This is a genomic window from Zhihengliuella flava, from assembly GCF_015751895.1.
GTDB lineage: Bacteria > Actinomycetota > Actinomycetes > Actinomycetales > Micrococcaceae > Zhihengliuella > Zhihengliuella flava.
Genome location: NZ_JADOTZ010000001.1, coordinates 2,194,643 through 2,207,804 on the forward strand (window position 1 = coordinate 2,194,643; position 13,162 = coordinate 2,207,804).

The 13,162-nt window shown below is 66.5% G+C and carries 13 protein-coding genes and 2 riboswitches; of the genes, 7 read left to right on the forward strand and 6 right to left on the reverse strand.

Annotated elements, in window-relative coordinates; genetic code table 11:
- Positions 1–70: 70 nt before the first annotated feature.
- Together IW252_RS10120 and groL are read left to right on the forward strand one after the other, a co-directional pair.
- Positions 71–1,324 (forward strand): FAD-binding protein, encoded by a 1,254-nt coding sequence (locus IW252_RS10120; RefSeq protein ID WP_196836434.1) that lies wholly within the window; start codon positions 71–73, stop codon positions 1,322–1,324.
- Between the two features lie 279 nt (positions 1,325–1,603).
- Entirely contained in the window at positions 1,604–3,244 is a 1,641-nt protein-coding gene (gene groL, locus IW252_RS10125) for a chaperonin GroEL (RefSeq protein WP_196836435.1), read from the forward strand.
- 71 nt (positions 3,245–3,315) lie between these two features.
- On the opposite strand, the gene IW252_RS10130 is transcribed toward groL, so the two are convergent.
- The 5 genes from IW252_RS10130 to IW252_RS10150 form a co-directional block, all read right to left on the reverse strand.
- Positions 3,316–4,230, reverse strand: coding sequence for a DUF4031 domain-containing protein (locus tag IW252_RS10130; protein WP_196836436.1), 915 nt, complete (start codon positions 4,228–4,230; stop codon positions 3,316–3,318).
- 37 nt (positions 4,231–4,267) lie between these two features.
- Positions 4,268–4,558, reverse strand: coding sequence for a WXG100 family type VII secretion target (locus tag IW252_RS10135; protein WP_196836437.1), 291 nt, complete (start codon positions 4,556–4,558; stop codon positions 4,268–4,270).
- 137 nt (positions 4,559–4,695) lie between these two features.
- Positions 4,696–6,240 (reverse strand): sensor histidine kinase, encoded by a 1,545-nt coding sequence (locus tag IW252_RS10140; protein ID WP_196836438.1) that lies wholly within the window; start codon positions 6,238–6,240, stop codon positions 4,696–4,698.
- A gap of 25 nt (positions 6,241–6,265) precedes the next feature.
- The gene (locus IW252_RS10145; protein ID WP_196836439.1) at positions 6,266–6,976 is read right to left on the reverse strand and encodes a response regulator transcription factor; all 711 of its coding nucleotides are present in this window, start codon (positions 6,974–6,976) and stop codon (positions 6,266–6,268) included.
- Between the two features lie 87 nt (positions 6,977–7,063).
- A complete protein-coding gene (locus tag IW252_RS10150) occupies positions 7,064–7,291 on the reverse strand; it encodes a hypothetical protein (RefSeq protein WP_196836440.1) in 228 nt (75 codons plus the stop codon).
- A 199-nt stretch (positions 7,292–7,490) separates the two neighbouring features.
- On the opposite strand from IW252_RS10150, the gene IW252_RS10155 reads away from it, so the two are divergent.
- Both IW252_RS10155 and IW252_RS10160 read left to right on the forward strand, forming a co-directional pair.
- Positions 7,491–7,874, forward strand: a complete 384-nt coding sequence (locus IW252_RS10155) for a cold-shock protein (RefSeq protein WP_196836441.1) — start codon at positions 7,491–7,493, stop codon at positions 7,872–7,874.
- A gap of 3 nt (positions 7,875–7,877) precedes the next feature.
- Positions 7,878–8,486, forward strand: a complete 609-nt coding sequence (locus tag IW252_RS10160; protein WP_196836442.1) for a DUF3027 domain-containing protein — start codon at positions 7,878–7,880, stop codon at positions 8,484–8,486.
- Here the strand turns inward: IW252_RS10160 and serC are convergent.
- A complete protein-coding gene (gene serC, locus IW252_RS10165; protein WP_196836443.1) occupies positions 8,483–9,604 on the reverse strand; it encodes a phosphoserine transaminase in 1,122 nt (373 codons plus the stop codon). The two genes, IW252_RS10160 and serC, sit on opposite strands and share 4 nt — an antisense overlap.
- 202 nt (positions 9,605–9,806) lie before the next feature.
- Here serC and IW252_RS10170 point away from each other — a divergent pair, with 202 nt between their 5' ends.
- From IW252_RS10170 to IW252_RS10180, 3 genes are all read left to right on the forward strand, one after another.
- Positions 9,807–10,502: a metal-dependent transcriptional regulator gene (locus IW252_RS10170; protein ID WP_196836444.1), complete on the forward strand. Its 696-nt coding sequence runs from the start codon at positions 9,807–9,809 to the stop codon at positions 10,500–10,502.
- A gap of 104 nt (positions 10,503–10,606) precedes the next feature.
- Positions 10,607–10,824, forward strand: a riboswitch (cyclic di-AMP (ydaO/yuaA leader).
- A 1-nt stretch (position 10,825) separates the two neighbouring features.
- Positions 10,826–11,782 (forward strand): M23 family metallopeptidase, encoded by a 957-nt coding sequence (locus IW252_RS10175; protein WP_231365989.1) that lies wholly within the window; start codon positions 10,826–10,828, stop codon positions 11,780–11,782.
- 148 nt (positions 11,783–11,930) lie between these two features.
- A riboswitch (cyclic di-AMP (ydaO/yuaA leader) is annotated at positions 11,931–12,089 on the forward strand.
- A 3-nt stretch (positions 12,090–12,092) separates the two neighbouring features.
- Positions 12,093–12,932 (forward strand): C40 family peptidase, encoded by an 840-nt coding sequence (locus tag IW252_RS10180; RefSeq protein ID WP_196836445.1) that lies wholly within the window; start codon positions 12,093–12,095, stop codon positions 12,930–12,932.
- The last annotated feature ends 230 nt before the right edge of the window (positions 12,933–13,162 follow it).

Consider the following 13,162-nt stretch of genomic DNA (forward strand, 5'->3'; position numbering starts at 1 on the left):
AACTGAGGGCTATCCGCTGCGGCGCCCAGTTGGTAATGTTTTATTACCAACTGGGCGGAATGAGGAGTACATGAGCAGCAAGACCAACTGGGCCGGCAACCTCACCTACGCGGCTCGGCGCATCGTCCGGCCAGAAAGCCGAGCCGAACTCGCGGAGATTCTCTCGGGTGATGAGCCGCTGCGCGTCGTCGGCAGCCGCCACTCCTTCAACACGATCTCCGATACCCCGGGAACGTTGATTGCCACCGACGGGCTCCCGGCGGAGATCGAGGTCGACGCCGCCGCGGGTGTGGTCCGCGTTGGCGGGGGAGTGCGCTACGGTGACCTGGCGCGCGAGCTCGTCGCGCAGGGATATGCGCTGCCGAACCTGGCGTCCCTTCCCCACATCTCCGTCGCCGGGGCGATTGCCACCGGCACCCACGGCTCCGGTGATCGGCTCGGAGCGCTGACCACGTCGGTGCGTGCCTTGACGATCCTGACGCCGACCGGGCAGGAACGGCATTTCGCTCGGGACGATCCGGATTTTGGCGGCGCCGTGGTGCATTTGGGTGCCTTGGGCGTCGTCGTCCAAGTGGAACTAGAGATCGAGCCAGCCTACGACGTCGTCCAGTGCGTCTACGACGGCTTGGACCTGCAGGTGGTGGCCGACCGGCTCGATGAGATCACCGCGAGTGCCACGAGCGTGAGCATCTTTTCTGACTGGGGCTCGGGCCGTGCGGGGCAAATTTGGACGAAGCACCGCGCCGACGCGGGCGAGTCCCCGGCGGGTGAGCTGCTGCCTCGGTTGGGGGCTGTGCTGGCTGACGGCCCGCGACACCCCGTGCCCGGGGGAGACGCTCGGGCCAGTACGGAGCAAGGCGGGATTGCCGGCTCGTGGGCGGACCGCCTGCCGCATTTCCGGCTCGAATTCACCCCATCCAACGGGGCTGAGCTGCAATCCGAATACTTCGTGGACCGCTCCGATGCTCCGGCGGCCATTGCCGCATTGCGCTCCTTGGGCGAGCAGATCGCACCGCTGCTGCAGATCAGTGAAATCCGCACCGTGCGCGGCGATGATTTGTGGCTGAGCCCCGCGGTGGGCCGGGATACTGTGGCGTTCCACTTCACGTGGGTGCCCGATCAGCCGGCCGTGGAGGCACTGCTGCGCCAGATGGAGGCCGTGTTGCCGGCGTCGACGCGCCCGCACTGGGGGAAACTCTGGCAGTACGAACCCGCCCGCGTGACCGAGCTGTTCGAGCGCTGGGACGATTTTGCCGCACTGCGCGCGGAGTGCGATCCCGAGCGGAAGCTGGTCAACGACTTCCTGGCGCGCTTGGGCCTATAAGAGCCCGCGCTGGGATCACGCGGCGAACCTCCCCGGCCGTGAGCGAACGCACTTGCACTCTCCCGGTGAGAGTGCCAATAATTGGATTAGCACTCAGGCGGCTCGACTGCCAGCGGGTGATCCGCTGGTTCGGGGTCGGAGTGCGCCGTGGAATGACGTAGCGAGGGTGCTCGCGGAGGCGTTGCCGAATGACGCCGCCGAACAGAGGCCCGTCCGTCGCGGGCGTTGCGTTCAATCCACTTCCATCGCTTGAATGTCCCGAAAGGACCACACGCCACCATGGCCAAGATGATTGCATTTGACGAGGAAGCTCGCCGCGGCCTCGAGCGCGGCCTCAACACGCTGGCCGACGCCGTGAAGGTGACGCTGGGCCCGCGCGGCCGCAACGTCGTCCTGGAGAAGAAGTGGGGCGCGCCGACCATCACCAACGATGGCGTCTCGATTGCCAAGGAGATCGAGCTCGACGACCCGTACGAGAAGATCGGCGCAGAGCTGGTCAAGGAAGTTGCCAAGAAGACGGACGACGTCGCTGGCGACGGCACCACCACCGCCACCGTTCTGGCCCAGTCCCTGGTGAAGGAAGGCCTGCGCAACGTTGCCGCTGGCGCCGACCCGCTCTCCCTGAAGCGCGGTATTGAGAAGGCCGTTGCCGCCGTCACCGAGGAACTGCTCGCCTCCGCCAACGAGATCGAGACCAAGGAGCAGATCGCTGCTACCGCCTCCATCTCCGCCGGCGACACCCAGATCGGTTCCCTCATCGCTGAGGCACTCGACAAGGTGGGCAAGGAAGGCGTCATCACGGTCGAGGAGTCCAACACCTTCGGCCTGGACCTCGAGCTGACCGAGGGCATGCGCTTCGACAAGGGCTACATCTCCGCCTACTTCGTCTCCGACGCCGAGCGTCAGGAGACCGTGCTGGAGGATCCGTACATCCTCATCGTCAACTCGAAGATCTCCAACATCAAGGACATGGTCCAGATTCTGGAGAAGGTCATGCAGTCGGGCAAGCCGCTCATGATCATCGCCGAGGACGTGGAGGGCGAGGCCCTGGCCACGCTGGTGCTCAACAAGATTCAGGGCCGTTTCAAGTCCGTCGCCGTCAAGGCTCCGGGCTTCGGCGACCGCCGCAAGGCCATGCTGGCCGACATCGCGATCCTCACGGGTGGCCAGGTCATTTCCGAGGAGGTCGGACTCTCCCTCGAGACCGCCGGCCTGGAGATGCTGGGTCAGGCCCGCAAGGTGGTTATCACCAAGGACGAGACCACCATCGTTGAAGGTGCCGGCTCCGCCGAGGAGATCGCTGGCCGCGTGAACCAGATCCGCGCCGAGATCGCCAACACCGACTCCGACTACGACCGCGAGAAGCTGCAGGAGCGCCTCGCCAAGCTGGCTGGCGGCGTGGCCGTCATCAAGGCCGGCGCGGCTACCGAGGTTGAGCTCAAGGAGCGCAAGCACCGCATCGAGGACGCCGTGCGCAACGCCAAGGCTGCCGTCGAAGAGGGCATCGTCGCCGGCGGCGGCGTGGCGCTGCTGCAGGCTGGTGAGCGCGCCTTCGGCAAGCTGGAGCTGAACGGCGACGAGGCCACAGGTGCCAACATCGTCAAGGTGGCCATCGAGGGCCCGCTGAAGCAGATTGCCTTCAACGCTGGCCTCGAGCCGGGCGTCGTGGCCGACAAGGTCAAGGGCCTCGAGGCCGGCTACGGCCTCAACGCTGCGACTGGCGAGTACGAGGACCTGCTGGCCGCGGGCGTCAACGACCCGGTGAAGGTGACTCGCTCCGCGCTGCAGAACGCCGCGTCGATCGCTGGTCTCTTCCTCACCACCGAGGCCGTGGTGGCCGACAAGCCGGAGAAGAACGCTCCGGCCGGTGGCGACGAGATGGCAGGCATGGGCGGCATGGGTGGCATGGGCGGCTTCTAAGCCCCCTGGCCCAACTCACGTTGAGTCCGTGCAGGGCCGCGACACCTTCGGGTGTCGCGGCCCTGCCGCATTTAAGGCGCCGCTGGTCGCAGCTGAGACAACTCGCGCCATAGGTTCTCCCGGGCCGCAGTATCCCACAGTTTCTGGCCCGTTGGGGTCCCAAAGAGGGGCGTGAGCGCGAGCAACGACTCGAGGACGGCCGCGCGGCCGCGAGCAAAGTCGCCGTCGGAGACGTGCGCGTAGTCGCGGCGCACGTCCGCGACATACCGTTGGTAGGCAGGCCAGGGGCGCGCGAGGACCGCAAGGTCCGCGTCGCACAACACCCTCCCGGCGGCGTCGTGTGGTTCCGGTGCGTGGGAAGCGGTCAGGAGGACCAGGCGTTCGACCTCGTTGACCTCGGCCGCAGAGAGAGCTCCCTCCTCACTCAGCGCACTCAGGTGGGTGCGGGCGAGGGCAGCCGAATCCGCCTCGTCCTGGCCAGTTGCGCCGGCATAGACGGCGTCGTGAAACCACGCAGCAAGGAGCAAAGGCCGGCGATCCTCAGCGGAGGCTTCGCCGGCGGCCACGAGGCGGTCGATCCCGCGGAGGACGTCGAGCAGGTGCTGCTGATCGTGGTAATTCCGGTGCGGCTCGGACCATCGTTTCAGGAGCTCGCGGCCCAGGGCCTCGTGCTGGGGCAGGAGGCGCTTCCAGCGATCAGTGAGTACACGAGCGAGGCGCTGGGGCCGCTGATGGGAGGGCACGCGCAACCCGGAAGCAATGAGCCGGCGCGTGAGCTCGGCACCACTGACGGGGCGTGCCCCAGCGGTCACTAGCTCGTCGTAGAGGCGCGCCGGGACGTCATAGTGGTCCAGATCGAAGGCCTTCGCTGGTAGCTCGGTCTCGGCAGCGAAAGCGTGCAGCTCCTCGAGCGAGGAATCGGAGACGACGTGAGAGAACAGCGTGCCGTGGGCCGGCCAGAGCGGCGGGTCGATGAGGATGCTCACCCCACCACACTACGCGCGCTGGCCGGACCGGCCGGGCTCAATAGGTGAACATCGACGCGTTGGCGGCCTCGGCGCCGTCGTACTGTTGTGACGCGCGGGCCAGCGCGGTGTTGATGTTGGTCAGCGACTCCTCGACGCGCAGCTGGGTGGCGCGCCAGTCGGAGATGACCGCCTGAAAATTGGCGGCTGCGGCGCCATGCCACGTGCCCTCGAGTTCCTGCAGGCTGCCCTGCATGGTGTTGACCTCCGCCCGGAGACGCTCAATGGTGCCCTGAACGGCCTGGGCCTTGGCGCGCATTTCCACGGTATTGGCGGCGAACGAGCTCACGGTGAAATCCTCTCTACGTCTGACGCGGGGCGGCCAGCGGGCCTCACCCGGTGGGTGCGTTCCGACCCACACCAGCGACACTAGGCCGGCGGCGGTTCGCCTCTCGACGCACGCGCGGCTCCTGTGGAAGACGGTGGCTAGTTCTTACCCTGTGGACGGGAAGTGTCGCCGGCGTCGTCCACGCCCTCGTCATCACCGGATTCGTCGCCGTCGTCTCCACCGGGCAGCGGCTCGTAGGGCAGCCGGATGGACATGGTGGCACCGCCGCCCTCAGTCTCCGTCAGCACCACCGAGCCATCATGTTGGGCGGCGATCGCGGCAACGATCGCCAGCCCCAAGCCCGTGCCGCCGGTTTCTCGGTGACGCGACGAATCAGCGCGGTAAAAGCGTTCAAAGACGCGCGCGGCATCCTCCTCGGAGATCCCCGGGCCGTGATCGCGGACTTCAAGAATCGAGTCGGCTCGCCCGTCGATGACCGGGCGAGTGCCCACAGCCACCTCGATGTCGGTGCCCTCCGGGGTGTAGCGCAGGGCATTGGTCATAAGGTTGGCGATGACTTGGCGCAGCCGCGATTCGTCCCCGCTCGTGGGCGCCGTGGTGGGAGAACCGCATTCGAGCCCCACGAGGCGCACAGTGCGATCCGGTGCGTTGACGCGCGCGTCCTCCACGGCGTCGCTGCCGAGGTGCAGCAGATCGACGTGAACGCGTTCTAGGGGGCGCTGTTCGTCGAGCCGAGCCAACGTCAGCAAGTCCTCCACGAGTTGGCCCATCCGCTTGGCCTCACCCTCAATCCGGCCAATCGCCGTGTCGAGGTGCTCCTTCTCGGCTAGGCCGCCGTGCCGGTACAGCTCCGAGTACCCCTGAATCGTCACAAGCGGTGTGCGCAGCTCGTGGGAGGCGTCTTGGACGAACCGGCGCATCTTCTGTTCCGAGGCCGCCTGAGACCGGAACGCGTGCTCAATATGGGCGAGCATCGTGTTCAGCGCGCGGGAGAGCCTGCCCACCTCCGTGTCATGCGGGTATTCCTCCACGCGCCGCGAGAGATCTCCCGCGGCAATGGCGGCCGCCGTGCGTTCGACGCGCACCAACGGGCGGAACGCGCGCGTCGTGGCACCGTAGGCGACCAATGACATGATGATCGTCGCCAGCAGGCCGGAGGTGATCATGGAGCTTGCAGCGTCCGCCACCGTGTCATCTACCGGACTGAGCGGCAGGGCGATCGTGATGTAACCGGATCCGTTCGTCATGTAGATCATCCGGTACCGCCAGCCACGCGATTCCGGCAGGGTCCCCTCGGTGGTCAGGGCGACGTTGTTGATCTCTTGGACTTCTTCCACCGTGGGGTGGCCGAGAACCGGCTCATCGGCCCCCTCCACGGCGGGCAGTTCGGAGAGGATTTCCCCGTTCTCGTCCCGGAGCGTGGCGTGGAAGCGGGACAGATCGAGATTGGCCCACATGTTGTAGGAGCCGGGATTGTCCGCGTCATCCTGCCAGATCTGGTACAGCAGGTTGGCCATGGGGGTCGAGTTGCTCGCCAAATCGGTATCGATTTGGTCCACCATGGTCACGCGGAGGGAGAACGACGCCGTAAAGACGGTGGCCACCACGCCGAGGGTCATGAGCAGCGCCATGAGCGCCACCAACTTGGAGCGCAGGGAGACCTGGCGGAAGAAGCTCGTCATTCGTCCCATCGTACGGTGGGACGAATCAGCGACGCTCGGCCGAACGCAACACGTAGCCGACGCCGCGCTTGGTTTGAATCATCGGGGCCCAGTCCTCGTGCGCGTCGATCTTGCGGCGCAGGTACGAGATGTAGGACTCGACGATGGAGGCGTCCCCGTTGAAGTCGTACTCCCAGACGTGATCCAAGATCTGCGCCTTGGACAGCACGCGGTTGGGGTTCATCATGAGATAGCGCAGTAGCTTGAATTCGGTGGGGGACAAGTCCACGACGACGCCGGCCCGGCGCACCTCGTGCGCGTCGTCGTCCAGTTCCAAATCGTCAACACGGATGATCGCGTCCTCGTCCTCGAACGGCTGCGTGCGGCGCAATACCGCACGGATCCGCGCCACCACTTCGTCCAGGCTGAACGGCTTGGTGACGTAGTCGTCCCCGCCGACGGTGAGGCCGGTCACCTTGTCTTCGGTTCCGTCGCGGGCCGTGAGGAATAAGACGGGGAAGTGGCGGCCGGCGGCGCGGAGCTTACGCGTGACGGAAAAACCATCGAGGTCCGGCAGCATGACATCGAGAACGGCCAGGTCCGGCTGTTCCCGCTCGGCAATCTCTAGGGCCTCGCGGCCGCTGGCTGCGGCGAAGACCTCGAACCCCGCAAAGCGCAGGGAGGTGGCCAGTAGTTCGCGAATGTTCGGCTCGTCGTCGACAACCAGGAGGCGTGCTTCAGGCGATTTCTCAGGCATGGCACCAGTGTGGAACCTGAATCTGGGAGCAAGCTGTGAGGACCTTGGGGGAGAACCGAAGTGGGGCTGGGCGCCCGGCCCGTCGTTTCAACCCCGCCGGCGGGCGCGCACGTGCAGTAAGACGCCGATCACGAGGAGTGCGAAGGCGAGAGGCAGTCCGTAGAGACCCACCCAATACAAGATCGTCAGTTCCGGGCCACCCGTGGCGTAGAGGGCGAGGATGATGACGATGGCGAGGACGGAGATGATCGCGACGGCCGCCGCGGCAATCATGACCCAGCGGGAGGGGGATGGGGCAACGGTGCGCTTGTTCACGAGGTTTAACGTACACAGGCCGGCGGGGGCCGCAAAGTCTCGGTTCTGGGGAGCCGTGACGTATTCTAGAGGTGCAGACTTCCCCGGTGCGGGACGCCGAGAGCGCGCAGATGGCCGCGCCGGCGCCACCGGGAGCCCGACGCGCGGGCCGGGCCGTTGGTGCCCGCGCAGAGTATTCGAGTACGAGGTAGGAACAGAAGTGCCTGTAGGCAAAGTTAAGTGGTACGAACCGGCTAAAGGATTCGGGTTCATCGTCGCCGAGGATGGCCAAGAGGTCTACCTGCCCGCGTCGGCGCTGCCGGACGGTGTTAAGGAAGTCCGTTCCGGCACCCGCATGGAGTTTGGTATCGCGGAGGGCCGGCGTGGCGCGCAGGCCCTGTCCGTGCGACTGATCGACAAGGCGCCGTCGATTTCGCGGGCCAAGCGCAAGCCGGCCGAGCAGGAAGCCGTGGTGGTGGAGGACCTGATCCGTTTGTTGGACGGGGTCTCCAATGGGCTGCGCAACGGCCGCTACCCCGAGAAGCGTCAGGGCGCCAAGATCGCGACCGTCCTGCGCGCCGTCGCGGACGACCTGGACGCTTAGGCCATGCCTCGGACCCCGAAACTCGATGCGGTGTTGGCCGACGCGCAGGATGCAGCGCGCGCGGCCTTAGCGCGGCATGTTCCCGAGGCTCAGGTGGGGGATCACCTCGGCGTCAGTGCCGAGGGCGATCGCCTGGTCATGCACCGGTTCGAAGCCAAGCGCCGAGGCTACGCCGGCTGGTATTGGTACGTGACGCTCGCACGCGGGCCGCGCGTCAAGGTGGCCACCGTGTGCGATTCGGGCCTCTTGCCCGGGGAGAATGCGCTCCTTGCGCCTGCCTGGGTGCCGTGGGCGGACCGAGTGGCCCCGGAGGAGCTCGCCGAGGAAAAGGCTCGCGAAGCGGCAGAAGCCGCTGGCGGAACGGCCGAACAGGCAGGCGACGGCGACGAGTCGTCTGCGCCGGCCACGCCGGCCGAACCTACCACGACGGCGGAATCCGCCGAGGTGGACGAGGCCGCCTCAGCCGGCGCTCCCGAATCCGCAGACGCTCCCGCAGCAGCGTCCGACGCTGCGGAGGCGCCGAACACCGATAGCGATGCCGCGGCGCACGACGACGGCGCCGAGCAGACCCGGCCCCGCCGCCGTCGTCGTGCTCGGCGCCGGGCGCGTTAGAGGTTTTCCAGCACGTAATCGATGCAGCGCGTCAGCGCGGTGACATCGTCGGGCTCGATCGACACGAACGTCGCGATGCGCAACTGATTCCGGCCCAGCTTGCGGTAGGGCTCGGTATCCACCACGCCGTTGGCCCGCAGCGCTGTGGAGATCGCGCTGGCGTCGACCGAGGCGTCGAAATCGATGGTCGCGATGACATTGGAGCGCTCGTCCGGGTTCACCACGTACGGCGTCGCCACCTCCGACGCCGCCGCCCAGTCGTACACGCGGGAGGCGGAATCGGCAGTCCGGGCGCTGGCCCAGGCGAGGCCGCCTTGACTGTTTAGCCACGTGATCTGGTCGTCGAGAGTCACCAGCGTCGACAGGCTGGGGGTGTTGTAGGTCTGGTTCTTCGCCGAGTTGTCGATGGCCGTCTTCAGGTTCAGGAAGTCCGGCACCCAGCGATCCGTCGCCGCGATGCGCTCGGCGCGCTCGAGCGCTGCCGGGGAGAACAAGGCGAGCCACAGGCCGCCGTCGGAGGCAAAATTCTTCTGCGGGGCGAAGTAGTAGACGTCGGACTCGGCCACGTCGACGTGCAGTCCGCCGGCGGCGCTGGTCGCGTCAACCACAATGAGCGATCCCTCGTCCGCCCCGGCAACCCGCTGCACCGGGGCGGCCACGCCGGTCGAGGTCTCGTTTTGCGGCCACGCGTAGAGGTCTACCCCGGCCTCCGCCTCGGGGGCGGGCCGCGTCCCGGGCTCCGAGGTAATGATGGAGGAGTCGGCCAAGAAGGGGGCGTTGTGGGTGGCCTTGGCGAATTTCGAGCCGAACTCGCCGAAGGACAGGTGCTGGGCCTTGTTCTCGACGAGGCCGAACGCCGCGGTGTCCCAAAAGGCCGTCGAGCCGCCGACGCCGAGGACGACTTGGTAGCCCTCGGGCGCCTGGAACAGCTCCAGCAAGCCCTCCTGGACGGACTTGACGAGATTCTTCACGGGCGCCTGACGGTGAGAGGTTCCCAGCACCGTGGACCCTGCGGCGATCAGGGCATCAAGCTGACCCTGCCGGACCTTCGACGGGCCGGCACCAAAGCGTCCATCGGTGGGTAGCAGGTGGGAGGGGATGGTTAGTGATTCGCTCACGCGTGGCTCCTGCGATTGTGCTCTGCTGTTCTGCCCGGCAGCGGCGTGGCCGGGCGGCGCGGATCCTTCGGATCGCGCAATGCATCGCTTCCATGTTCGCCCACGGCGGGGCGGAGAAGTGAACCGGCCGCGGATTGTTAACGCGCGGTAGAGTGTTGTTTGCTGTAATCCATTCGTCGCACGCCTCCCGGGAGACACCTAAGTGACAGACCTGATCGATACCACGGAGATGTACCTGCGGACCGTTCTGGAGCTCGAGGAAGAGGGGATCACCCCGCTGCGCGCCCGGATCGCCGAACGCCTGGGCCACTCCGGACCGACCGTGTCACAGACTGTGGCTCGCATGGAGCGCGATGGCCTGCTGGTGGTCTCTAGTGATCGTCACCTTGAGCTGACCGATGCCGGCCGTCAGCTGGCCACTGAGGTGATGCGCAAGCACCGCCTTGCGGAGCGGTTGCTCGCCGACGTCATTGGGCTCGACTGGGAGTACGTCCACGACGAAGCCTGTCGGTGGGAGCACGTCATGAGTGAGCGCGTCGAGCGGCGCCTCTACGATCTGTTGGGGCGCCCGGACGAATCGCCCTACGGAAACCCGATCCCCGGCTTGGACGCGTTGGGCGGACCCGCGGGGTCCGACTTCGGGCACGGTGTGCAAAACCTCGACGACGCCGTCGCGGCTGGCTTGACCGGCCCAGTCCGCGTCCTGCGCTTGGCCGAGACCATTCAGGTGGACCCGGTGCTCTTGGGCCAACTCAATGAGGGCGGGATCCGCCCGGGCGCCGTAGTGACGCTGGAAAGCGCCACCGACTACGTGGTGGTCCGCGTCGAGGGTGTTGACGGCGCCCTCGAGTTGCCGACCGAGGTGAGCGCTCACGTCTTCGTCGAAGACGGGCAGTAGAACGCGCTCTGGGGTGTTCGTGACGCCGGAAATGATAACGGAATTGTAACTTTGTGGCCGTTCCGTTATCGTTGATCACGGTCCGGACTAGTTCCGGCAACCAGATTCCAGCTACGCCGAACTCTGCCACTGGGATCTGAGAACACCAATAACACGTCAGGCAGAGGCGGGGGAACCAGAATTTCTCGGACACAGCACGCCCGGTGAGGGGTGTGTGTCCTCGGGGTGAAGTCAGTCAATCTCCAGGTTGGGGGAGCGCTGGCCGGGTGGATCTCGTACCCGAATCCGACAGCTAACTTCGTAGGCAACTGAGAGGTAATTGATTGACTGAGCAGACGTCTACTGGCCGCGCGTCGGCCTCCCCGGACGACGCTGCGGCCGAGGCGCCGCTTCGTCGTCCGCGAGGAGCTGCGCGGCGTCGGCTGCAGGCCGAACATGCCGACGAGGCAGATCGCCGCAACGCGTCAGGCCCCTATCGTGGCCACCGGTATAACGGGGGGCTGCGCTACTCCGATGTCACCACGGAGCGCCTCACTGAGCTCGCCACCGAGCGCGAGGTCGCCGAGGTGGTGGAGCTACCAGCTCCTCGTGCGGCGGCCGCTTCCCAGCCTGCTGCGCCGGCCCGCCGGTTCGCTCCCAGCCACATGGTCGCCGCGGCGGCGGCCGTTTCCGGCATTGCCTTGACCGCTGTGTGGCCTCAGGTGACGGAATCCTCGCCGGAAGACGCGCGGGCCAAGGCGGAGACTCGCTTGGCCGTTCAGGACGTCGTCGTTGACGGCGATGCGGAGTTCGACATCGAGCTCGCGTCCGTCAAAGGCACCTTCACCAAGGAAGACCAGCTGGATCAGGTCATGACAGCGGCCGCCGGTGACGTCACGCGCGTTGAGACGACGGGCGTGTTGTCACAGCCTCTCGACGAGGTCCGGATTACCTCCGGCTTCGGTTATCGGCCAAACCCCTGGGGCGGCTACGGCATGGTCAACCACATCGGCCAGGATTACGGCATTTCCTGCGGCACGCCCGTGAAGGCTGCCGCTGCCGGAACCGTGGTGCAGGCCGGGTGGGCTGGCCACTCCGGAAACCGCGTGCGCATCGATCATGGCAACGGACTGGAGACGACCTACAACCACAACACGTCGTTGAAGGTTGCCGTCGGTCAAGAGGTGTCGCGCGGAGAAGTGGTGTCCCTGGCTGGGACGACCGGCAACTCCACGGGGTGCCATCTGCACTTTGAAGTTTTGGTGGACGGCACCGCCGTCGACCCGGCTGGATGGTTGTAATTTCAAGCCGTCGAGACCGGATCAATATCGTTTCGTGACCTTAGCGTGACATTTGGTCCGGATTCATATACCGTTGATCACGTGCTGGACCCAGTCTGGGTTCAGCACCCTCGGGTGGAATGTCCAGCACTGCCGCCGACCGAGGTCCGTTCGTTACTACACGTTGGCAGTGGCGGGGGAACCGCGCTGGCTCATCATGAGCCGGCAGGGGCCCAGGCTCCTAGGGGTTAAGCATCCAGATTGCTGGAGGCCGAGTGACTCCCACTCGAACCCGACAGCTCACCTCGCAGACATAGGGAGAGGTTAAACTTTGTCCAAGCGTCAAGCACTTGGTCGCCACCGCGCGGCTCACGTACGCACGAGCCCGCTACAGGGCGTCTCGAAGGCCGTCGCCTCGAATGCCGGTTCCGTCGGCCGCCAGGCTGCCGTCATCGCCGCCGCTTCCGGTCTGGTTCTGACCATGGGAGCCACGGCTCAGGCCGATCCGGTGGCCCGCGAGGCCGCCAGCGCCCCCGTCGAGGCCCTGCCGGTGGAGCGCACCGCTGTTTCCGCCGTCACCGTTTCCGCGAAGGCTGTTGAGACCTTCGAGGTCGAGCGCGTGGAGCTCGAGGCCGCGCCGGCACCCGAGCCGGAGCCCGTCGTCGTTGCTGTGGCTGAAGAGGTCGAGGATGAGGCGCAGTACGCCGCCACGACCCGAGAGAACGTGAACGACGGCGGTGGCGCTGCGACCGCTACCGCGTCCGTGGAAGCTGCTCCCGAGCCGGAGCCCGAGCCCGTCGTTGAGGCCGCTGCCTCCGGCGTTGGCGCGTCGATCGCCGCCATGGCTCAGCAGTACGTCGGTTCCCCGTACGTCTTCGGCGGCAACTCCCCGTCCGGCTGGGATTGCTCCGGCTTCATTCAGTGGATCTACGCCCAGCACGGCATCAGCACCGCTCGCGGCACCTCCAACCTGCTGGCCTCCGGCCAGTTCGTCCGCACCTCCTCCCCGAAGCTGGGCGACTTGGTGTTCCAGAACGGTGGCGGACACGTGGGCATCTACGTTGGTAACGGCCAGATCGTTGGCGCCCAGAACCCCTCGGTGGGCACCGTTTACCGCCCGGCCGACAGCGCCTACGGCCCGCTGTACGGCTACTACACGCTGGCTGGCTAACACCCAGCAGTCTCCCGGCCTCCGCGCCGGATGCGAGCCAACGCTCGCCAACTCTCCTCGGAAACCCCGACCCAGCGGTCGGGGTTTCCGGCGTTTAAGCTGCGTCGTTGAGCTCAGGGTGTGCAAGCGGCCGCGCGGCGGCGTGAACTGCGCGTGAGCACCACATGGCTGGCAGGGAGCTGGCGGGCAGCGGCGTGGCAAATTCCCTCACGACACGCCCATGCTGTGAC

Coding starts and splice junctions, on each gene's coding strand:
- IW252_RS10160 (WP_196836442.1), top strand. CDS start 7,878: ATGCCTCGGACCCCGAAACTCGATGCGGTGTTGGCCGACGCGCAGGAT.
- IW252_RS10145 (WP_196836439.1), bottom strand. CDS start 6,976: ATGCCTGAGAAATCGCCTGAAGCACGCCTCCTGGTTGTCGACGACGAG.
- groL (WP_196836435.1), top strand. CDS start 1,604: ATGGCCAAGATGATTGCATTTGACGAGGAAGCTCGCCGCGGCCTCGAG.
- IW252_RS10140 (WP_196836438.1), bottom strand. CDS start 6,240: ATGACGAGCTTCTTCCGCCAGGTCTCCCTGCGCTCCAAGTTGGTGGCG.
- IW252_RS10120 (WP_196836434.1), top strand. CDS start 71: ATGAGCAGCAAGACCAACTGGGCCGGCAACCTCACCTACGCGGCTCGG.